Origin of the sequence: Pelagicoccus sp. SDUM812005, assembly GCF_031127875.1 — a bacterium.
Taxonomy (GTDB): Bacteria; Verrucomicrobiota; Verrucomicrobiia; order Opitutales; family Opitutaceae; genus Pelagicoccus.
In genome coordinates, this window is sequence record NZ_JARXIA010000008.1 from 1 (window position 1) to 21,754 (window position 21,754).

Below are 21,754 nucleotides of genomic sequence, written 5' to 3' on the forward strand. Positions count from 1 at the left end.
AGCATTTTTCGTTTGATCATTCGCATAAGGTAGGGCGGGACCGCCGGGCACGCCGCGTTTCCCTCATCACACAGTACGACTAACTAAACGAAAACGCTCTAGGTCAACCGACCTGACGCAGACTCGATCTGTGCTTAAAAAAACAATACACAACCGCATCCCACCACCACCTTTGCGCCCGGCCTCCTCGCTCATCAGAGCGATCCCTTTCACGCCACCACCCCCAAGAAACCAAAAAAGATCCGCGTAATCTGCGGGCCAAAAAAGCAAAACCCAATCCCCCGTCACCCCAGCCCTAACCCGGTTCACAAAAAAAGACCGCCTTCCGGCGGTCTTTCGCAAAAATCGGTTTCAGTCCTCTTCCCTGTAGTCCGCCATCAACTCGCGGATGTAGGTCTTCGTTTTCTCTCGTTCGCGGTAGGTCTGCAGGCTGCTTTCCGAGCCGCGGGTGATCATGTACTCAGGGGGACGTTGGCCATAGTAGCTCCAGAGAGCCAAAGCCAAAAGACGGGGCAGGTAACAACTCACTTCGACAAGTTCGTTACGTACACGCTCCTTCTCGTAGTAAGACAGGTTTCGCAAGCCGATCCATTCGATCTTCTTAGCGAGGTCACGGGATGTGGTCGTATCGGTCATTGGTTGGCGTTTGTAGGTTTTGATAAGTCGCAATTAACGACCCGCTAAAACTAACAGAGTTCACGGATTTATCATACCTTAAACTCGGATCGGGGGCGGGCCTAGGGGTGGGGGTCCATTCATCACTCCTCATATTCAGGACGAAGATAGGCGACCAATAGATTGCGCATATCGTAATATAAAACCGCCGCCTCCTGGGCCGCCTGTGCATCGAAAGCCTTCACCCGCTCCGGGAAACTCAGGATCTCCTCGAAGTCTCGCCCTTCGGCCACCATGCCGACCAAATTGTTCAGCCAAAACCCGTTCTCCTTCAGCCCGCGCTCGTGCTCGCGCAGGTGCAGCTCGCGCACCTTCTGCACGTTCTCCGGACGCGGACCCTCCTCCTGCAGCTCGATGATCTGCAGCAAGCCGAGGCGCACCAGATTCTCCGCGTTCCCCGGATCACAGGAAAACCCGAAGCCGGACGAATAGGAGCCGCTCGGCAAACGTCCCAGCGACCCAAAAACGCTCACCCCGTACACTCCGCCGTTGTCCTCGCGCAAGACTTCGCGCATGCGGATGTTCAGCAAGCCGCGAGCGAAGGCCAAAGCGTACCGGTTCTCGGGAGACCACTCCGCCTCCCCGTTGAAAAAGACCCGTACCGTCGTCTTCTCCTCCAAGCCCTTCTTGATGTCCACCGACAGGCGGCCCGACTTCGGCTTGTCGCCCAGCTCCCGCGCCTTCTCCGGCGGCCCCTCGCGCGTCGGCAAACTGGCCAGGTAGGTGCGCACGTACTCGCGGAAGGAATCGACCTCGATCGACCCCACGAAGACAAACGTGAAGTCGCCCGCGTTCTGAAAGCGATCCTTGAAGATCTCCAGCGAAAGCCGCGCCTCCATCTCCTGCAGACGATCGATGTCCAAAGGCTGGTGACGCGGATGGTCGCCATAGTAGGCCTCCTCGATGGCGTCCTGGAAAACCGCCCCCGGCGACTTGCTGCGATTCGCCACCATCTCCGAAAGACGAAACTTCACCGACTCGTAAGCCTTGTCCAAATCCTTCTCGTTCGGATCGGTGATCTGCAAGTACACCAGCTTGAAAAAGTCCTCCAAGTCCTGCGGAGACGTCGAACCGCTCAGCGACTCGGAAGTGGACCCGATCGAAGGCGAGAGCCGCACCGTCTTGCCCGCCAGCTTCTTCTCGAGCTGAATTGTATTGAAAGGACCAATACCCGCTTCGCCCAGCAACATCGTCGCCGTCATCGCCGGAATGAACTCGTCGTCCGAAACCAAGCTGCTGCCACCTTCGCTGTAAGCCGACATCAGGATCTGGTCGTTCTTGAAGGTGGTTGGCTTCACGATCACCCGCGCCCCATTGGACAAGGTCCAATCGTAAACCTCCACCTCTTCGTGAAAGCGCTCCTGCACGATTTCGCCTGGCTCCGGAATCTCCGCCAGCAAGGGCTCGTCCGACACGTCGTCCACGTACTCGCCCAAGTCCATGGCCCGGCCAGCCTCCAATGCGGCCAGCAAAGTCTCTTCGCTCGGCAGCTCGTAACCCTCCGCCTCCGGCGCCGTAAACAGGATCACCCGGTTCTCCTCCTTGCGGAAAACGTCGCCGACCCGATTCACCTCCTCCACGTCCAAGTCCTTCAGGAAGGCATGGTGCATGGCCCGCTCCAAAGCGATACCGGGAATCGGCTCGTCCACCGTGAACGCTCGCGTGTATTCGCTGGCAAATACGCTCGACTGCGTATTCTCCCGCTCCTCGTAGGCCCGATCCATGCCGCGAATCAAGTCCGCCTTCACGCGATCCAGCTCGCTTTGGCTAAAGCCTTCTCGGCTCGCCCGGGCTACCTCCGCCATCAAAAGCGAAATCCCCTCCTGCACCTTGCCCTGCACCAGTCCTACCGACATCACGTAGGCCCGCTTGGTCCGAGCCAGCCCCGTGGCTCCCACGCTGGCGTTGATGTAGGGCGGATTCGCCTCCAAGGTCCGCTCGCTCAAGCGCTTGTTCAGCAGCGAAAAGTAGATCCGCTCGATCATGTGGCGACGGTAGTCCTCCCCCGTCTCGTCCTCGTCCTGGTCGAGCTTCAGGTACACCCGGGCCGACATGCTCGTAATCTCGGGATCGGAAACGATCGAAAACAGGGTCTCCTCGTGGTCCGGCACCTCCGCCTCCACCCGCTCCGGGGCGTCCTCCGGATTCTCGAGCCGCGAAAACCGAGTGATGATCTGGCGCTCGATCTCGTCGGGATCAAAATCCCCCACCGCGATCACCCCCATCAAGTCGGGACGGTACCACTTCCGGTAAAAGTCGGCGAAACGCTCCGCCGGAGCATTCTGCACCACAAACATCGACCCGATCGGCAAGCGCTTCGCGTAACGGGAATTGAAGAAGATCAAGGGATACTGCTGGTCGCGGATCCGCTGCCCCGCGCCCTGGCCGGAACGCCACTCCTCCACCACGACGCCGCGCTCCGCCTCGATCTCGAACGGATCCAAGGAAATGTTCGAAGCCCAATCCTCCAAAATCAAAAACGCCTTTTCGATCACCTCCGGATCGTCCCAAGGCACCTCCAGCTTGTAGATGGTCTGGTCGAAGGACGTGCTCGCGTTCAAGTGCTGGCCAAATCGCATCCCGATGCTCTCCAAGAAGTTAACGAGCTCGTGCTTCTCGAAGTTCTTGGTTCCGTTAAACGCCATGTGCTCCAGGAAGTGGGCGATCCCGCGCTGGTCGTCCTCCTCCTGCAAGGACCCCGCATTCACCACCAGACGCAGCGACACCCGATTCTCCGGACGCCCGTTCTTCCGGATGTAGTAGCGGAGCCCATTGTCCAGCTCCCCCACCCGCACCTCGGGATCGACCGGCAACGGAGCCGACATGTCGAAATCCTCCGGAAGCTGGGTCCAGGCCACAGCCGGGAGGGCAATTAAAAGAAAAGCGGATACAAGCTTGGATAGGAACTGCATTTAACAAGGGGACGAAGAGAACAACCCTTGGCCTAGAAAAACGATTTAGCAATTCGTTCCGCCCAGAATCCCCCGCACCCCGTCCTCGCCCCCAAAAAACAAATCCTTCCCTTTCCCCGCTCCGCCCCTAAAAACGGAGCCCGCAATGCCAGAATCCCAACCACAGCTCTCCGTCACCATCCTCTCCGGCTTCCTAGGAGCGGGAAAAACCACCCTGCTCAATCACCTCCTCAAAAACGCCAACGGAGAACGCATCGCCGTCATCGTCAACGACATCGGCGAGGTCAACATCGACGCCGCCCTCATCCAGAGCGAAGTCCGCACCCTCGAAGGCCAGCCCCAAAACGAGGTCGTCGAGCTCTCCGGCGGCTGCATCTGCTGCACCATCCAAGGCGACCTCGCCCTCGCCGTCATGGACCTCGCCAAAAAAGGCAACATCGACCACATCGTCATCGAGTCCACCGGCGTGGCCGAGCCCACCCAGATCGTCCACACCTTCCTCACCCCCGGCCCCAACGGCAAGTCCCTCGAAGAAGTCGTCCGTATCGACAGTCTGGTTACCGTCGTCGACACCGCCTTCTTCCTCCGCGAGTGGAAAGCCAACGCCGCCAAAGGCGCTTCCCGCGAACTCCTCCGCCAAGAGGACGAACGCCCCGTCTTCGAGCTCGTCATCGAGCAAATCGAGTGCGCCGACCTGCTCGTCCTCAACAAGACCGACGTGCTCCAGGAAGGCGAGCTCACCGAAGTCCGCGTCATCCTCGACGAGCTCAACCGCCGCGCCACCAAGCACGAGTGCGTCAACGGCCAGCTCCCCAATTCCGCCATCCTGCACAACGGCTCCTTCGACCTCGACGCCACCCTCTCCGGCGCCAGCTGGCTGCAAAGCCTCAACAAGCAAGACCAAGAAGCCGGCCCCGCCGACCCCATCGACGACAAGGAAACGCCCCCGCTCTTCCGCCCCGTCCCCAACTCCCCCAGCAGCCTCTTCTTCCCCAGCATCTCCAAAGCGCTCGACCCCATCGCCAAAGCCCAGCAAGGCCTCGTCACCCTCGTCTACCGCTCCCGCAAGCGCTTCCAGGCCGACAAGTTCGCCCACGTCATCAACACCTCCATCCCCGGCCTCCTCCGGGCCAAAGGCTACTGCTGGATCGAAGGCAACGACCAACAAGTCGGCTTCCTCTCCATCGCCGGCTCCACCACCCGCTGCGACTTCATCGGCTCCTGGTGGATCACCGCCCTCGAAAAAGGCAACATCGACCGCTCCCAAATCCCCGGCGAAGTCGAAAAGAAATGGGAATCCCCCCACGGCGACCGACGCCAAGAGCTCGTCTTCATCGGCTTCAAGCTCGACCGCGAACGCCTGCAAGCCGAACTCGACGCCTGCCTCGTCGACTAGTCAAGCTCGCCCCGTCGATCGCCAAAGTCAGGCCGCCTAAACGCCCAAGTACCGCCCGCTTCTCTCGAACACCTCGGCCGGCACGCCCAGCGCCGCCTTCAGCATCACGTCCCGATCCCACGGATTGCCCACCCGCGAAATCCGCCACATCTGCCCCAGCGTCAGACGAAGTGGATACAGCCAGGCCGACACCATCGGCGTATTCGTCAACGGGTGATCCGTCCCGTAGAGCAGCCTCCCCCGCAAACGCTCCTCCCTCAGCACCCGCGGCAAAAACCGCTTACGGTTAAACTGAGTCAGCGTCGAAATATCCGCCACCAAGTTCGGAAACCGCGGCATCAACTCCAGCAGCCGCTCCACATTGCACTGCCCCTCGTTCTCCCCTGCGCTCGCCACATGGGCCGCGATCACCCGCACCCCTAAGCTCAAAGGCAACTCCAGCAGCTTCGGATCCCCCAAGCGATTGTCCGTCCGCGAAAACGAATCCTCGTGCCCCGTATGCGTCAGCAAAGGCAAGTCCAGCTCCACCAGCTTGCGGTAGTACGGCGCCAAGCGCTCGTCGCTCGGATCTATGTTCTGGATATTCGGTAACCACTTTACCAATACAGCCCCCTTCGCCTTCGACCACTCCAGCTCCTCCAAGGCGTCCGGACGCAGCGGATGCACGCTCGCCCCGAAAAGCAAGTGCTCGTAGGCCGCCACCGCCTCCCCTACGAAACGATTCGGCACCCACACCTCCACCGCATCCTCGTCCAGCGACCCGTCGTCCCGATACGGAGCATCCATCGCCAAAATCACCGCCGCGCGCACCCGCTTCGACTCCCCGACAGACCGGTTGATCCCATCCATGATAAAGCAATCCCCATGCTGCGTCAGCAGCTTCTCGCTACAGCCAAAGATCTTCAAGTACACCCGAAACCGCCAGCTCGCCCGCAAAGCCGCCGAGATCCGAGCCTCGCTCCCGCCCGCCCCGATTCCCGCCGTATGGCAATGCATGTCCACCACCCCCTCCGGCAAGGCCTCCGCCACCGGCCCCATCGGGCCCTTCCAAAGCAGCGCCCGCGTCAAGGCCAAGCACCCCAGCGCACCCAAAAACAACAAGAGGAAAAGCATCCCACCACCCAATCCCCAAACGCCTCCGCGCACAAGCCCGCAAGCCGAAGCCAGCCCCGCCGAGAATTCCCGCTTTCCACCCCCTTTCAATCCTCGCTAAAAAGCGGCATTCATACACCTTTCGCAGCCGTAAGTCCCACATGTGTGGGAGATCCCGCGCCCCTCTTCATCATGTCCTCCAATAAAAGATCCAAAGCACCCCTCGCCATCCTAGCCCTCGCCGGCCTCGCCGCTCTCGGTTACTTCCTCCTCAAACCTTCCGGCGACGAAGCGGAAGAAAAGCAACGAAACCGAGCCGCAGCCGTCGCCGTCGCCCCCGTCGAGCACCGAGCCATCGAACTGCGACGCGTCTTCAGCGGCGCCCTGGAAGCCCACTCCAAGTTCGTCGTCGCGCCCAAGGTCGCCGGACGCGTGCACGACATCCCCGTCGACATCTCCGACGTGGTCAGCCGCGGCGACGCCGTCGCCATCCTCGACGCCGCCGAGTTCGACCAAGCCGTCCGCCAAGCCGAAGCCGACCTCGCCGTCGCCCAAGCCAACCTCGCCGAAGCCAAGAGCGCCCTCGAGATCACCCAACGGGCCGACCAACGCACCACCACCCTGCGCGAACGCGGCATCGCCTCCGAAACCGAATACGACAACGTGCAAGCCGAGCTCCTTGCCCGCCAAGCCCAAGTCAAAGTCGCCGAAGCCCAAGTCATCCGCGCCGAGTCCTCCCTCGAGTCCGCCCGCATCCGCCTCGGCTACACCCGCATCACCGCAGACTGGTCCGGCGACGAAGACCGCCGCGTCGTCGCCGAACGCTACGTCGACGAAGGCGAAACCGTCTCCGCCAACGAACCCCTGCTCATGATCGTCGAGCTCGACCCCATCACCGCCGTCATCTACGTCACCGAACGCGACTACGGCCTCCTCCAACCCGGTCAAACCGCACGCTTCACCACCGACGCCTTCCCCCAGAAAACCTTCGAAGGCAAAATCGACCGCATCTCCCCCGTCTTCCGCGAAAGCAGCCGCCAAGCCCGCGTCGAGCTCTCCCTCGCCAACCCCGACCACTCCCTCAAGCCGGGCATGTTCGTCCGAGCCAACATCACCCTCGACCGCGTCGAAGACACCACCGTCATCCCCTACGCCGCCCTCTCCCGACGCGGAACCGAAACCGGCGTCTTCCTCATCTCCGACGACGCCAAGACCGTCCGCTGGCAAGCCGTCACCACCGGAATCCGCTCCGAAGAATCCGTGCAAGTCCTCGAGCCCCCGCTCAAGGGACGGGTCGTAGTCCTCGGACAACACCTCCTCGACGATGGCTCCTCCATCACCATCCCCGACGCCAGCCCCCTCTGATCCGAGCCATGAGCCTCTCCGACTTCAGCGTTAAACGCCCCATCTTCACCACCATGGTCACCCTCATCGTGGTGGTCCTCGGTTCCGTCTCCCTCGCCCGACTCAAGATCGACCTCTTCCCGAGCATCGAGCTGCCCACCGTCAGCATCCGAACCAGCTACCCAGGCGCCAGCCCGGAGGTCATCGAAACCCTCGTCACCCAAATCATCGAGGAAATCATCTCCACCGTCCCCGGCGTCGAAGAAGTCACCTCCGAATCCAGCGAAGGCAACAGCCGCGTGCGCGTGCGCTTCTCCTGGGGTACCGACATCAACGCCGCCGCCCTCGAGCTCCAAGCCACCCTTGAAGACGAAATCAACGAACTCCCCGACGGCATCGAACGCCCCCGCGTCTCCAAGTTCGACGTCGACTCCTTCCCCGTCGTCATCCTCGGCGTCTCCGGCGACATCGACCCCGTCGAGCTCACCGACATCATCAACAACGAAATCCGCTTCCGCTTCTCCCGCGTCCCCGGCGTCGCCCAGGTCGACCTCTGGGGCGGCTACAACCGCGAAATCCGCGTCGAGATCGACCGCCAACGCCTGCAAGCCCTCGGCATCCCCCTCAACCAAATCCTGCAAGCCCTGCGCGACTCCAACCTAGACCGCCCCTCCGGCTCCATCCAAGAAGGCCGCTACGAAATTTCCCTCCGCGCCCCCGCCCAATTCCAAAACCTGGACCAAATCCGTAACACCGTCGTGGATACGCGAGACGGCACCACCGTCACCCTCGAGCAAGTCGCCCTCGTCAAGGACACCCACGAAAAGGAGACCCGCATCGTGCGCGTCAACGGCGTGCAAGGCATCCGCGTCGCCATCCGCAAGCAAGACAACGCCAACACCGTCGAAGTCTCCCAAGCCATCCTCGAGGAAATCGAACGCACCAACAAAGACTTCCCCCTCATCAACATCGTGCCCGTCTCCAACTCGGGCAACTTCATCGAACGCTCCATCCAAAACGTCTCCCGCTCCGTCCTCTACGGCGGCGGACTCGCCATCCTCGTACTGCTCTTCTTCCTGCGCGACTGGCGCTCCACCCTCGTCATCTCGCTCGCCATCCCCATCTCCATCATCTCCACCTTCGCCCTGCTCTACTTCGGAGGCTTCACCCTCAACATGATGTCCCTCGGCGGACTCGCCCTCGGCGTCGGCATGATGGTCGACTCCTCCATCGTCGTCCTGGAAAACATCTTCCGCCGCCGCGACGAAGAAGGCGAAGTCCCAAAAGTCGCCGCCGCCAGCGGAGCCCGCGAAGTCGCCACCGCCATCATCGCCTCCACCATCACCACCCTCGTCATCTTCCTCCCCCTCATCTTCGTGCCAGGCGTATCCGGAATCCTCTTCCGCGAACTCGCCTACACCGTATCCTTCTCCCTCGTCTGCTCGCTCGTCGTATCGCTCAGCCTCGTGCCCATGCTCTCAGCCAAGCTGCTCAGAGCCCAAATTTCCCAGGAAGAGAAGAAAAAGAGCCCCTTCCGCCGCCTCTCCGAAACCTCCGAACGCTGGTTCCAAAGCCTCGAGAGCAACTACAAGCGCATGCTCAACAAAGCCCTGCGCCACCGCCGCTGGGTCCTCGTCGGAGCCGGCTCCACCCTGGTGCTCAGCTTCTTCCTCGCCCCCATGATCAGCAGCGAATTCATGCCGCCTAGCGACGAAGGCGAAGTCGGAGCCTGGATGCGCGCCGAAAATTCCACCCGTCTCGAAATCGTGGATACGCTGGCCAAACGCATCGAAGAAATCGCCATCCCCGCCGTCCCCGAAGCCATCTCCCACGTCACCAACGTCCGCGGCGACGGAGCCGATATCAGCTTCAACCTCGTGCCCGCCAGCCAACGCAGCCGCTCCAACGCCGAAATCGCCGAAGAGCTGCGCACCCTCCTCGATGGAAAAATCCCCGGCGTGCGAGCCGGAGCCTGGGCCCCGCGCGGCCAAAACCTCCTCAACCGCCTCCTCGGCGGCGGCGGACAGGGCATCGAAGTCGAAGTCCGCGGCCCCGATATCCCCACCCTCGAAAAGCTCGCCCTCGACGCCAAAGCCCGCATCGAGCAAATCGAAGGCGTCACCGACGTCGACACCAGCTTCGACGAAGGCACCCCACGCCAAGAAATCACCATCGACCGCGACAAGGTAGCCGACCTCGGCCTCTCCGCCCGCGACGTCTCCGAAGTCCTGCAAACCGCCATCGCCGGCTCCACCGCCGGAAACTACCAAACCTCCGGAAACTCCTACCGCATCCTCGTGCAGATGGCCAACGCCGAACACCTCTCCATCGACGAAGTGCTCGACCTCACCCTCCGCACCCCCTCCGGCGAACTCGTCGCCCTGCGCAACCTCGTCACCTCCGACTTCGGCCGCGCCCCCTCCGAAATCGAACGCCGCGACCAGCAACGCCTCGTCACCCTCGACGCCGAATTCGAAAAGCGAGCCCTCGGCGACGTATCCACCGAAATCGAAGCCGCCCTCAACCAAATCCCACGCCCCTCCGGCTACGCCTTCCGCATCACCGGCGCCTGGGAAGAACAACAAAAGACCTTCAACGAACTCGGCATCGCCCTCGGCCTCGCCATCATGCTCGTCTACATGGTGCTCGCCTGCCAATACGAGTCCCTGCGCGACCCCACCATCGTTATGGTCGCCGTCCCCATGGCCGCCATCGGCGTCATCCTCACCCTCATCCTCACCGGCACCACCATGAACCTCCAGTCCGGCATCGGCTGCATCATGCTGGGCGGCATCGTCGTCAACAACGCCATCCTGCTCGTCGACCAAGCCAGCCAGCTCCGCCTCGAAGGCGCCGGAGCCCGCGACGCCGTTGCCGAAGCCGGCCGACGCCGCCTGCGCCCCATCCTCATGACCACCCTCACCACCGTGCTCGGACTCCTCCCCCTCGCCCTCGGCATCGGCGAAGGAGCCGACGCCCAAGCCCCCCTCGCCCGCGCCGTCATCGGCGGCCTCGTGGGCTCGACAGCCATCACCCTGCTCCTTACACCCGTCGTCTATTCCATCGTCCACAGCAAGCGCAGCAGCAGCGACGCTCAATGAAACCCACCCTTTCCATCCTCCTCGCAAGCTCCCTCCTCGGCGGCTGCGCCTCCGTATCCAAAACGCCACCCCTCGACCCGGCGACCCTCGCTCCCACCGTCGCAGACCGGAGCGTAACCCCCTACATCGAGTGGAAGCCCCGACCTCTCGCCCGCCCCGGAGAACTGCTCACCCTCTCCGTCGAAGAAGCCATCTACACCGCCCTCGAACGTAACCGCGAGCTGCGTATCCAAACCCTGGAGCCCGTCAAAGCCGGCGCCTTCGAACTCATCGAACGCGGCCAATTCCAGCCCGAGCTCTACGCCGAGCTGGAAGCCGGCGAAGAAGAAGTCTCCGAAACCTCACGCGCCACCGGCGAACAGTTCAGCGTCACCGGCCGCGACGCCAGCGGCGAGATCGGCATCAGCCAAAGCCTCGCCACCGGCACCGAGATCGACCTCTCCATCCAGCAAGACCGCTCCATCTCCAACCGCACCTCCGAGCAGCAAGAAGCCCGCCTCGGACTCAGCATCACCCAGTCCCTCCTCCAAGGCTACGGCCCCGCCGTCAACCTCGCCTCCATCCGTCAGGCCAAACTGGATACGCTCGCCAGCCAATACGAACTGCGCGGCTACACCGAAGCCTTCGTCGCCGAAGTCGAAACCGCCTACTGGCAATACGTGCTCGCCCGCGAAGAAATCGCCATCTTCCAAAGCTCCCTCGAACTAGCCCGCCGCGAACGGGACGAAATCGAAGGCCGCATCGAAGTCGGCTCCCTCTCCCAAACCGACGGAGCCCTCTCCCGAGGCGAAGTCGCCCGCCGCGAAAGCGCCCTCATCGACGCCAAAGCCGACCTCGCCGAGCGACGCTACCGCCTCGCCCGCCTCCTCAACGCCAACCTCGACGGCTCCCTCGACTTCCAAATCCAGGCCAGCAGCGAGCCCGACGTCGACCACGAGCCCCTCCACGAAATCGAAGCCCGTATCGAGCTCGCCCTCAAAAAGCGCCCCGATCTCAACGAAGCCCGCCTCCGCCTCGCCCAAGATCGACTGCAAACCATCGTCACCAAAAACGGACTCCTCCCCCAGCTCGACCTCTTCCTAACCCTCGGAAAAACCGGCTACGCCGACACCTTCTTCGAATCCTTCGAAAACATCCAGGAAGACAGCTACGACGTCACCGCCGGGCTGAGCTTCAGCCACGCCCTCGGCAATTCCGCCGCCCGCGGCCGCGACCTCATCGCCCGCGCCAACCGCGAGCAAGCCGCCGACGCCGTCCTCAACCACGAACAAATCGTCCGCCTCGACGTCCGACTCGCCGCCAACGAAGTCGAACGCGCCCGCCAGCAAATCGAAGCCACCGAACAAATCCGCAAACACCTCGAAGAAACCGTGCAAGGCGAAGTCGAACGCCTCGAGGTCGGCTCCAGCACCGCCCTGCAAGTCGCCGCCGCCCGCCGCGACCTGCTCGCCAGCCGTATCCAAGAAGTGGAGGCTCTCGTCTCCTACCGCCTCGCCCTCATCGACCTCTACCTCGCCGAAGGCAGCCTCCTGGAACGCCGCGGCCTCTCCCTATGAAATCTTAGTCTTCACATCCATCCCCCCCGATCACCCATCACCCTCATCCACCTACACCCCACCCATGCCTAACCCCAGTCCCCTTTCACTCTCACTTTTCACCCTTCACCTTTCCTTCCTCCTCCTCGCCTCCTGCGCCACCCCGCAGCCCAAAAGCTTCGTCACCATCGCCGACCAAGACGGTCGCTACGATTTCGTCACCGCCGACGGCAAGCCCCTGCTCAGCTACCAACACGCCACCTACCCCGCTCCCGCAGGGGTCGATCCCGCCTTCGCCCGCAGCGGCTTTATCCATCCCGTGAATTCGCTCGCCGGACAGCAGCTCACCCGTATCCAGCCCGACGACCACTACCACCACTACGGCATTTGGAATCCCTGGACGCGCACCTCCTTCCGGGGCAAAGAAATCGACTTCTGGAACCTCAAGAAAAAGCAAGGCACCGTACGCTTCGCCGGACTCCAGCAGCTCAGCCAAAGCCCCGACTCCGCCGCCGTCACCGTCCTGCACGAGCACGTGGCCTTCAACGAAGACGGCAGCGAAACCGTCGCCCTGCTGGAAACGCAGCGCATCCAAGCCAGCGCCTCCGAGCACCCCGACCGCTACTACCTCGACATCGTTAGCGAATACCGCTGCGGCACCGAAGATCCCTTCACCATCGTCGAATACCGCTACGGCGGCCTTTGCTGGCGCGGTCCCGCCAGCTGGAACCACGAAAACAGCAGCCTCCTCACCTCCGAAGGCAACACCCGCGAGAGCGCCGACGGCAGCCGCGCCCGCTGGGTTCTCGGCCAAGGCCCCCTCGCCGGCCAAACCGCCGGCATCGCCATCCTGTCACACCCCAGCAACTACAATTCCCCTAGCCCCCTACGCGTCTGGGCCAAAGCTAACCAAAACGGCGAAACCTTCATCAACCTCGCCCCCACCAAAACCCAGGACTGGACGCTGGAGCCGGGGCAGACCTACCGCTTGCGCTACCGCATGATCGTCTTTTCCGGCAAAATCTCGGCCCACGAGATCGACGCCGAATGGCAGAAGCTAGCCGCGACTCACTCGCGCTAAGGCTCCCGCCCCAGCGGAAGCCCGAATTCTCCGGTCCCTAGGGTTTCTTCGCTATCGACTTGGGGGAACGCATCGCTAGAAAGAGCAGCCTAACTCCTGCTCTCGCCCTGTCGTATCCGATGAACTTCTTTCCGCGTGGAATCAAGGCCACCTGCATTTTCGCCTGCCTGCTGTCAGGCTTGATGGGAATGCGAGCCTTGGCGGAACCCATCGAGCAAGACACCATTGAAGCCGCCATGACCCTGCAGCTCCTTGGATTCACAGAATGGCCCGCAGACGAAGCCAAAGACCCGGCCGCCCCCAAAACCATCGGCATCGTAAACTCGGAGGCAACCTACCTCGCCTACCAATCCCTCCTCGCCGACCCGCGCTTCAAAGACCGCTTTCTTGTTACCCGCATCACCCCGCAGACGCCTCACGGCGACCTGTATCGCTGCGACGTCCTCGTCTTCAGCGAGCCCGATCCAACCGAAATCCCCCGCCTTATCAAGAAACTCGAGGAACGCCCCATCGTGCTGGTCGGCTCCTTCGAAGGCTTTCTCGAACAAGGCGGCCTCGTAAACCTCGTCAAGAAACAGAGACGTCTCGGATTCGAAATCCATTTGGGCAATTCCAAGCGACGCGGCATCGAATACCGCGCCAAGCTCCTGAGACTCGCAACCCGGATCGTGCAAGAATGAGCTCACCCCAACCAGGCAACGTTAGCCCGATCTTCCAGCGCTACCAAAACCTCTCCATCCGCAAGAAGCTGGTCGTGCTCATCGCCGCAGTGGCAGGCATCGTCACCGTCATCTCCATGCTCGCCTCCTTCTTCATAGAGATGACCTCCTTCCGCGGCCGACTGCTCGAAGAATACAAGGCCACCGCCCGCATGACCGCGAGCAACCTCGAGTCATCCGTCAGCTTCCGCGACGGCTACGACGCCCAAGACATGATCTCCGTGCTCTCCCAGCGCGAGCAGATCACTTGCGCCGCCGTCTATCTGCTCGACGGCACCATCCTCGCCCAATTCCACCGCGAGGAACTCGATACCCAGCAAGCGCTCCCCGGCATGGACTCCGTGACCCGCATCTCCGGCAACTACATCACCGTCAACCAAGCCATCTCCCCCAAAGGCAACCTGGACGGATACCTCGTCTTCCAAGCCGAACTCGGCGAGCTCAACGACTTCATCCTAGCCAGAACCCTCATCTTCGTCTCGCTCTGTATCGCCTCCCTCGGAACCGCCGTCTTCCTCGCCAAACAGCTCGGCAACCACGTATCCCGCCCCATCGTCGAACTCGCCCAAACTGCCGAGCGCATCACCCAGGACCACGACTTCTCCACCCGCCACGAGCGCCTCAGCGACGACGAAATCGGACAGCTCGTCGACGCCTTCAACGAAATGATGGCCGAGATCGAAAGCCGATCCGACGACCTCGTGCAAGCCCGCGACCGGGCCGAAGCCTCCAGCCGCGCCAAGGACGACTTCCTCTCCGTCATCAGCCACGAACTGCGCACCCCCCTCAATCCAATCATTGGATACGTCGAAATCCTCCTGCGAAAGAACAGGGATGCCGAAGACCGCAAGCAGCTCGGCCTCGTGCGCCAGTACGCCGAACACCTGCAAAGCCTCATCGACCGCGTCATTGACTACAGCCGCTTCGAACGCGGAGCCATCAGCCTCAACCTCGAGCCCGTCGACTACCAACGCCTCTGCCAAAACGTCGTCAACCTCCTCCTCCCCCAAGCCCAGGAAAAACGCGTCGCGCTCAGCTACGCGCACCAAGACAATAGCGAGGTCCTCAGCCCCCCAAGCGCCATCAGCGCCGACAAGGTAAAGCTCCAGCAAGTCGTGCTCAACCTCGTCGCCAACGCCCTCAAGTTCACCCCCTCCGGCAGCATCGAGATCCGCACCCAGCTAAAAGCCGCCCGCGGCCACGATGCCCTCCTGCGTATCAGCGTTAAGGATACCGGAATCGGAATCAGCGAAGAAGACCGCGACCGCGTATTCAAACCCTTCTCCCAAATCGACGTCAGCCTGACCCGCCAGTACAGCGGCATGGGACTCGGCCTCGCCATCACCCAAAAGATCGTCAACGCCATGGGCGGCAGCATCGACTTCGAAAGCCAAAAATCCGTCGGCTCCACCTTCTGGGTCGAAATCCCCGTCGACTTTTCCGAAGACGCCGACCCCGACCCCATTGAATCGAGCGCCCTCTCACCCGCTCGCTCCGAACGAAAGTGCAAGGTCCTGCTCGTCGACGACCAGATGGTGAACCTCGAGCTCGGCGAAACCATGCTCGTCGACAGCGGACACCAAGTCCGCTGCGCCCGCAGCGGCGCGGAAGCCGTCGAACTGGCCCAAAAAGAAGATTTCGACCTCATCATCCTCGACATAAAAATGCCCAAGATGAACGGCTACGAAACCGCCCGCGCCTTGCGGAAGCTCGAAACCAACGGGAAGCGCACCCCCATCATCGCCATGACCGCCCACGTGACCTCCCGCGGAAACGAACAATGCCTAGAAGCCGGCATGGACGACTCCATGTCCAAGCCCTTCAACACCGAGCGCCTCAACCAGATCATCCACAAGTGGCTCGCCTAAAGCGCGCTCGCGGCCGCCAGCCAGCTGGCCTAGCCGAACACTAGAACTGGATTCCAGCCTTGAGCGTGATCCCCCGCCCCGGACCGATGTTTCCACGGTCCAGCAGCAAGCCATTGATCGGATTGCTCGGGTAGCGTACTTCCGAATCGAATACATTCTTCACATGCAGATTCAGGTACACGTTTTCCCACACCTGCTCCCAACGTAGGTTCAAGTCCATTAGCGCGTAACTGTCCGCCGACTCCCCAAAATAGCCATCCTTGAAAAGCGGAGTCGCTTCCTCGTCCACATTGTAGAACGCCAGCGTATCGTCCACGTAACGCCCCAGCAATGCCATAGATAGGTCGCCTCTCTTGTAGGAAAGCTTGAGATGAGCCAAAAAGTCGGGCGAATAGCTCAAGCGGCCATCCGGTGTTTCCACCGTTTCCGACTCCTGCATCGTCACTCCCAGCTCCGCCCGGAAAGCATCCGAAAAATCGCGGATCAACAAGAGCTCCAAACCGTCCGTATCCACTTCTCCACCACGCAAAAGATCCGTGTCGATCATACCGGAAGCCTCGACGTCGAGAGCCTGGATCAACAAGTCGTTCAAGGAATTATGGAATAGGCTGGCGCTCAAAACCATCGATTCGGAAGACCAAGTATAGTTGATCTCGCTGGTGCGAATTCGCTCCGACTCGAAGGTCGGGTCGTTGAAGTTCGGGATCTTGATCGCATCTCCCACCATGAACTTGAGCACCTGCGACTCGTTCGGCTGGAAAATCAGGGACACGCGCGGCGTTCCGTTCTTGAAGCCTCCCTTCGCACCGCCCGGCAACGGCGTTCCGTCAATCGGCTCGTCGATGAACACGAAACGGTCGAAGCTGCTCATCTCCTCCTCGCGGAAGCCCGCCACCACGCTCCATGGCTCGCTCAGCTGATAGCTCACCTGCCCGAAGATGGAGTGGATATCGCGCTCGTCGATCACCACCGCCTCATGCAGCAAGCCCACCGCCGGCACGTGCGTGTACTCGAAAAAGTTCTGCATCCGCTGCCAGTTCACGCCGGCCAGCACCCGCAGCTTGGAACCCGGAGAATAAGTCAGCAAGGACTCCCATTCCCAGTTGTCGAAATCGCGCGTATTGATCCCCTCAAACCCGGGAAACAAGGCGTCGTAGTCCTCCTCGCTGTAGAAAGAGTTGTAGGTCAAACGCGTATCCAAGCTGAAGTCCTCGCCGAAGGGAACCTCCACGCCGGCTACGATACGGGCATTCTCGCTGGAGCGGAGGTTTCCGTCCGCCACCGCAGGAAAACCGGAATACGACTCCACGTCCGCTTCGTTCAAGCTGTACTCGAAATAGAAACGCTTCCACGCCGCCGACAGCTGCAGAAACTCGGAACGCTGTTCCAAGCGCCCCGCCAAGGAACTGTTCTCCGGCGTTACCCCAAAGGCCGGCAGCAAAGCCGCCCGCTCCGGCCCCACCATGTCCAGCAGGTCGTGATCGTAGCCATCCGTCTCCGAATAGCCCGCATTGACAATCACATGGTAGTCGTCGCCAAACTCCGACCAGCGGCCCGCCATGCGGGTCGTGCCTCGAGAGCCGTACGACACGCTAAACAAATCGTCGCTGTAGGAACCGTCGGTTATGATGTTGATCGCCCCGAAAAATGCCCCGTTCCCGTAAATCACGCTGTTCGGCCCACGCGAAACCTCGATCCGGTCGATCGCCTCCACTGGTACTCCAAGGCCCTCCATCGGGGTCGCGAACAAGTCCTGCCGCATCTGCGGCACCCCGTTCACCAATATCGCCACGCTGCTGTTCTGGGAGCGCCCGTTCCAGTACCCGCGAATCCCGAAGTTGCCGCTCACCCCCGTGTAGTTGTCGATGTTGTAGAAGCCGGGGACGTTCTCGAAAACCTCCGTCAAAGTCGTGTAGCCAAACGTCTCGATATCCTCGCGCCCGATCAAGTAAACGCTCGACGGCGTATCGCGGATCGCCTCCGGAACCTTGCCCGGAGTCGTCACCTCCACCTCCATCAGCTCGTCCAAGGACAACGAGGCCACATCCAAGCTTTCCGCCCACCCAAAGCTGCCACCTCCCAAGGCGGCGAGCGCAGCAAAACGGGATACCAGAGACTTGTTCAAGTTGCTAAAAATCATCGGGAGAACGTAGAAGAAAAAGTTATAAGGGGCAGATACCCCATATCAGAATCAATGCCGGAACATTTTCAAGCGCCAGCCGCGAAGCTGCAGGTGATGACTAGGTACCAAACGCGCTGATACACACGGTCATGCAAACCCAAACCCATCCTTTCCAACACGGAAACTAAGGCAAGCAATCCCACTAGCCAAAAAACGCAGCCTAACCAAGTATTAGCCCCTATAATCTCAGGCAACCCGGCGCCACCTGCCACGGGGAAAACTCGACACCCGTGGCCCGCGGCCCTATTCCTTGCGTCTTACCTTCCTCCTAAATCCAACCCAACGCCACATGCTACCCATCGTCCTCATCCACGGCTACTCCTCCGAAGGCGCCGACAATACCGCCCAAGACATCTACGGCACCCTGCCCGCCACCCTCCGCAAGGAATTCGGAGCCGAAACCCTCGACATCAACCTCTCCCGCTGGATCTCCCTCAGCGACGGAGTCTCCCTCGACGACATCAGCTTCGCCATGGACCGGGCCCTCGCCGCCCACGCCGACACCCTTGCCGACGGCTTCCACGTCATCATCCACAGCACCGGCGCCCTCGTAGTGAGAAACTGGATCAAACGCTTTAGCCCCAAGCCCTGCCCCATCCAAAACCTTGTCCACCTCGCCGGCGCCAACTTCGGCAGCGGCCTCGCCCACATCGGCCGCGGACAACTGGCCCGCTGGGCCCGCTTCTTCCAAGGTACCGGCCGCGGCGTCAAAGTCCTCGACGAACTCGAGTTCGGCGCCAGCAAAACCATCGACCTGCACAGCCACTTCACCGAGACCGGCAACGACATGTACCAAGACTACCAAGTCCAGGAATTCTGCATCATCGGCTCCCAAACCCTCCCCGCCATGCGCCACATCCCCGTGCGCTACGTCAAGGAAGACTCCTCCGACAATACCGTGCGCACCTCCGCCGGCAACCTGAACTACAACCTCCTGCGCGTGGCCCCCACCTCCGACGCCTTCAGCCTCAGCGTCGACCAACTCCAGGAGCTCATCGAAAAGCGACAAGAGAACGAAATCCTCGACACCAGCGACATCTACCAGTTCGACCTCAGCGACGTCGCCTCCGAGCGCCAAGCCGTCCCCTTCTCCATCGCCTTCGAAACCGCCCACTTCGGCGACAAGATCGGCATCGTCACCGGCTCCGAAAACCGCGACGAAATCGTACCCCTCGTCAAGCGGGCCATCGCCACTCCGTATTCGCAAACCAACTACTCCGCCGCCGTGCTCGCCTTCGAAGCCGCCCGCCAAAAAACCTTCCAACGAGCCGCCAAACTCCGCTCCAGCGCCCTGGAGTGGAACAAGCAATGCCAGTACGAAGGACACGCCCAGCTCATCTTCCGCCTGCGCGACCAATTCGGAGCCCCCGTGGAGGACTTCGACATCACCATCAAGTCCACCCCCCTCAACACCTCCCGAAACAAGCTGGAAAGCATGATCGAGGACAAGCACCTCAACAAGAAGACCAAAGGCATCATCACCTTCTACCTGCGCACCCAGCAGTTCAACAAGCGCTCCAAGAAATGGACCGAGCTGCTCGACAACGTCACCACCGTGCACCTCGAAATCACCGCCCACGAAGACCAGTCCGACGACATCGCCTTCGCCCCTCTCAGCATCAAGCTCACTCCCACCAAAATCCAAGCCCTCATCCAGAGCTTCCGCACCACCATCGTCGACGTCACCCTCCTGCGCCTCCCTTCCACCAAGGTCTTCGCCCTCAGCAAATAAACGGCGCCGCTCCTAGCTGAAGCCCCGCCCGCAAGCGGACCAAACCATGCCAGTCGCTAGGCCGCCGCCGCGCCCGCGGCGGCCACTCGCTAGGGCTACCACCGCCCGCCGCTCCCAGTTCCCCTCCCTTTTCCCGCTCCGAACCCTAGGGTTCGAAGTCCGGCCAGGAGCGGGCGGATAACGCCTTCGTAAGTCGACGTAAGGCACTTGCTTACAGCTCGCAAGCCCCCTGCCACCGCCTATGAATAGGGAGCATCCAACTTTTGAGCGCCCGAGAAGCTTGGCGCGCAATTTGCCGCATGTAGAGCTCCGAAACCGACCGCCGTGAAGACCTACCGATCCACCATCAACGCCCACTTCCTAGCCTGCGCCATCGTCATCGCAGTCACCCTCACGGGCATGCTGCTCCCCGCCCTCGCTCCCTACCGCGAAGCCCTCAGCGCCACCCTTGGCCTGGCCCCGAAGCAACTTTGGATCCTCGTCGCCCCCCTATCGCTCTCCCTTCTCTTCGCCCTTTCCCTCCAACTGAAAAACAAGCTCTGCTCCCCCACCCAGTCGCTCAGCGAGCAGTGCGCCCTCGGGACCGTCGCCCACGACACCGCCTACGGCCAGCTCAAGGAGCTGCGCATCATCCGCGACTTCGTCTGTCTCACCCAAGACCGAGCCAACGCCCGGGCCGAGCAAATATCCCGCATGGAGCAAGAACTCTATTCCGCTCGCAAAAACGCCGAGCGCCACCTTCGCAAAGTCGAGGAACTCGAAGACCTCGTCACCAGCTACGGACGCATCCGCAACGAGCTCAACTACGACCTCAGCCTCCTGCGCCAGGAAAACCGCAACCAAAGCTCCCGGATCGCTGCCCTCGAGCGCGAGCTGCACACCCTGCGCACCCGCGACAAGGACGCCTCCATCTACCTAGGCGGACAATAGGATTCCCCTAGGCCTCACCCTTCGGCACCCGCAGCCGCTCCCGCAGGAGCGCCCCCGAGAAAGCCGCTTGGAACAGCGCCCCACGCCCCCTGTCCCCAGTACACGCGTCGCCGCCGCAACGTAGTCCTCGGGCAGATCCGAGCCGCCCGGCCCTCCCGTTTGACCTTTACCTGCGGCCGATTTGCACTAGCGAAGGCCCAGCAACTAACTTTACAGCCAACCAACAGTAAGTGAAAACGTCCAAGTCCATCCTCGCTCGCCACGCCCTGCTGATCCAGACGCTGCAAGTCCTCATCGTAGTGGCCATCGCCCTGCCGCCCCTCGAGCCCTACCGCCAGCAACTTTCCGAACTGATCCAGCTTCCCGTATCCGCCCTCTGGATACCACTGCTCGGACTGCTCCTAGTCCTGAACTTCCTTCTCTTCCGCCGCATCGGCTCCCATCTCGTCGAGCCCACCGAGGAGCTAGTCAACCAAACCAAGCTCGGCACCGCCTCCATCGCCTTCAAGAAGAAGAGCAAGAACTTCGAGGAAGACCATCTCAAGCACTTCATCGAAAGCCAAGCCCTGCGCTCCGCCGACCTGGAAAACGAAGTCAGCCGCATGGAAGGCGAAATCGAGCGCATCACCGAACTCTCCAAAGTCACCCCCGACGAATTCGACGCCCTGCAAGGCCAGCTCAAAGCCGTCACCGAAGCCAAGGAAAAGAGCGACTCCCAAGTCATCGCCGAGCAAAGCGCCGTCGCCAAGCTCGAGAAGGAGCTCCTCCTCCTGCGCCGCGAACTCAAGCAAGCCAACCGCGAGCTCGAAACCGCCCTCGAAGAAAGCGACCAGCAGCTCCGCACCGGCAGCCACGCCCCCCTTTCCTCCATCCTGGTGGAGCGACTCAAGACCCCGCTCAGCCTCATCAACAACCTCTCCTGGCGCCTCGCCAAGTCCTGGGCCGAGACGCCGCCCAGCCAGGTCCGCGAAGGCCTCGAGCAAATCACCCGCCACTCCCAAGAGCAGCTCGAGCTCCTCAAGAAGTACGAGGCCGAAGAAAACGAAAACGCCCAGCGCGACGCCCAATAAACACGGCCCTAGGCCCGTCCCTTTCATCAGCCGACTTGACACAAGTCGGCTTTTTCGTGCCCCTCTCGCCTTCCAAATCCCAAAAGACTTCCAATCATTCCTCCCCTAGCCAACACC

At 61.6% G+C, this 21,754-nt stretch carries 14 protein-coding genes; 10 read left to right on the forward strand and 4 right to left on the reverse strand.

The features are described 5' to 3' along the window. Positions 1–351: 351 nt before the first annotated feature. Together QEH57_RS10865 and QEH57_RS10870 are read right to left on the reverse strand one after the other, a co-directional pair. A complete protein-coding gene (locus tag QEH57_RS10865; RefSeq protein ID WP_309006751.1) occupies positions 352–636 on the reverse strand; it encodes a hypothetical protein in 285 nt (94 codons plus the stop codon). Between the two features lie 122 nt (positions 637–758). Then, complete coding sequence (locus QEH57_RS10870) at positions 759–3,587, reverse strand: insulinase family protein (protein WP_309006752.1); 2,829 nt, start codon at positions 3,585–3,587, stop codon at positions 759–761. 145 nt (positions 3,588–3,732) lie between these two features. Here QEH57_RS10870 and QEH57_RS10875 point away from each other — a divergent pair, with 145 nt between their 5' ends. After that, positions 3,733–4,983: a GTP-binding protein gene (locus QEH57_RS10875; RefSeq protein ID WP_309006753.1), complete on the forward strand. Its 1,251-nt coding sequence runs from the start codon at positions 3,733–3,735 to the stop codon at positions 4,981–4,983. A gap of 36 nt (positions 4,984–5,019) precedes the next feature. On the opposite strand, the gene QEH57_RS10880 is transcribed toward QEH57_RS10875, so the two are convergent. Continuing rightward, on the reverse strand, positions 5,020–6,096 hold the full coding sequence (locus tag QEH57_RS10880; protein ID WP_309006754.1) for an amidohydrolase family protein: 1,077 nt from the start codon (positions 6,094–6,096) through the stop codon (positions 5,020–5,022). A gap of 171 nt (positions 6,097–6,267) precedes the next feature. Here QEH57_RS10880 and QEH57_RS10885 point away from each other — a divergent pair, with 171 nt between their 5' ends. The 6 genes from QEH57_RS10885 to QEH57_RS10910 all read left to right on the forward strand — a co-directional run bounded on the left by QEH57_RS10885 (position 6,268) and on the right by QEH57_RS10910 (position 15,723). Beyond that, positions 6,268–7,440, forward strand: coding sequence for an efflux RND transporter periplasmic adaptor subunit (locus QEH57_RS10885; protein ID WP_309006755.1), 1,173 nt, complete (start codon positions 6,268–6,270; stop codon positions 7,438–7,440). 8 nt (positions 7,441–7,448) lie between these two features. Next, the gene (locus tag QEH57_RS10890) at positions 7,449–10,520 is read left to right on the forward strand and encodes an efflux RND transporter permease subunit (protein ID WP_309006756.1); all 3,072 of its coding nucleotides are present in this window, start codon (positions 7,449–7,451) and stop codon (positions 10,518–10,520) included. After that, positions 10,517–12,076 (forward strand): TolC family protein, encoded by a 1,560-nt coding sequence (locus QEH57_RS10895; RefSeq protein WP_309006757.1) that lies wholly within the window; start codon positions 10,517–10,519, stop codon positions 12,074–12,076. The genes QEH57_RS10890 and QEH57_RS10895 overlap by 4 nt, the downstream gene beginning before the upstream one ends. Positions 12,077–12,140: 64 nt before the next feature. Then, positions 12,141–13,136, forward strand: a complete 996-nt coding sequence (locus tag QEH57_RS10900; protein ID WP_309006758.1) for a PmoA family protein — start codon at positions 12,141–12,143, stop codon at positions 13,134–13,136. A gap of 119 nt (positions 13,137–13,255) precedes the next feature. Next, complete coding sequence (locus QEH57_RS10905; protein ID WP_309006759.1) at positions 13,256–13,816, forward strand: YfiR family protein; 561 nt, start codon at positions 13,256–13,258, stop codon at positions 13,814–13,816. After that, a complete protein-coding gene (locus QEH57_RS10910) occupies positions 13,813–15,723 on the forward strand; it encodes an ATP-binding protein (protein ID WP_309006760.1) in 1,911 nt (636 codons plus the stop codon). The genes QEH57_RS10905 and QEH57_RS10910 overlap by 4 nt, the downstream gene beginning before the upstream one ends. A gap of 40 nt (positions 15,724–15,763) precedes the next feature. Here the strand turns inward: QEH57_RS10910 and QEH57_RS10915 are convergent, their stop codons facing one another. Next, positions 15,764–17,848 carry a TonB-dependent receptor gene (locus tag QEH57_RS10915; protein WP_309006761.1) on the reverse strand — a complete coding sequence of 695 codons (2,085 nt, stop codon included), beginning with the start codon at positions 17,846–17,848 and terminating at the stop codon, positions 15,764–15,766. A 346-nt stretch (positions 17,849–18,194) separates the two neighbouring features. Here QEH57_RS10915 and QEH57_RS10920 point away from each other — a divergent pair, with 346 nt between their 5' ends. The 3 genes from QEH57_RS10920 to QEH57_RS10930 all read left to right on the forward strand — a co-directional run bounded on the left by QEH57_RS10920 (position 18,195) and on the right by QEH57_RS10930 (position 21,637). Then, the gene (locus tag QEH57_RS10920) at positions 18,195–19,637 is read left to right on the forward strand and encodes a hypothetical protein (RefSeq protein ID WP_309006762.1); all 1,443 of its coding nucleotides are present in this window, start codon (positions 18,195–18,197) and stop codon (positions 19,635–19,637) included. 324 nt (positions 19,638–19,961) lie between these two features. Beyond that, positions 19,962–20,567 carry a hypothetical protein gene (locus QEH57_RS10925; RefSeq protein WP_309006763.1) on the forward strand — a complete coding sequence of 202 codons (606 nt, stop codon included), beginning with the start codon at positions 19,962–19,964 and terminating at the stop codon, positions 20,565–20,567. A gap of 230 nt (positions 20,568–20,797) precedes the next feature. Beyond that, positions 20,798–21,637, forward strand: a complete 840-nt coding sequence (locus QEH57_RS10930; protein ID WP_309006764.1) for a hypothetical protein — start codon at positions 20,798–20,800, stop codon at positions 21,635–21,637. Positions 21,638–21,754 lie beyond the last annotated feature (117 nt).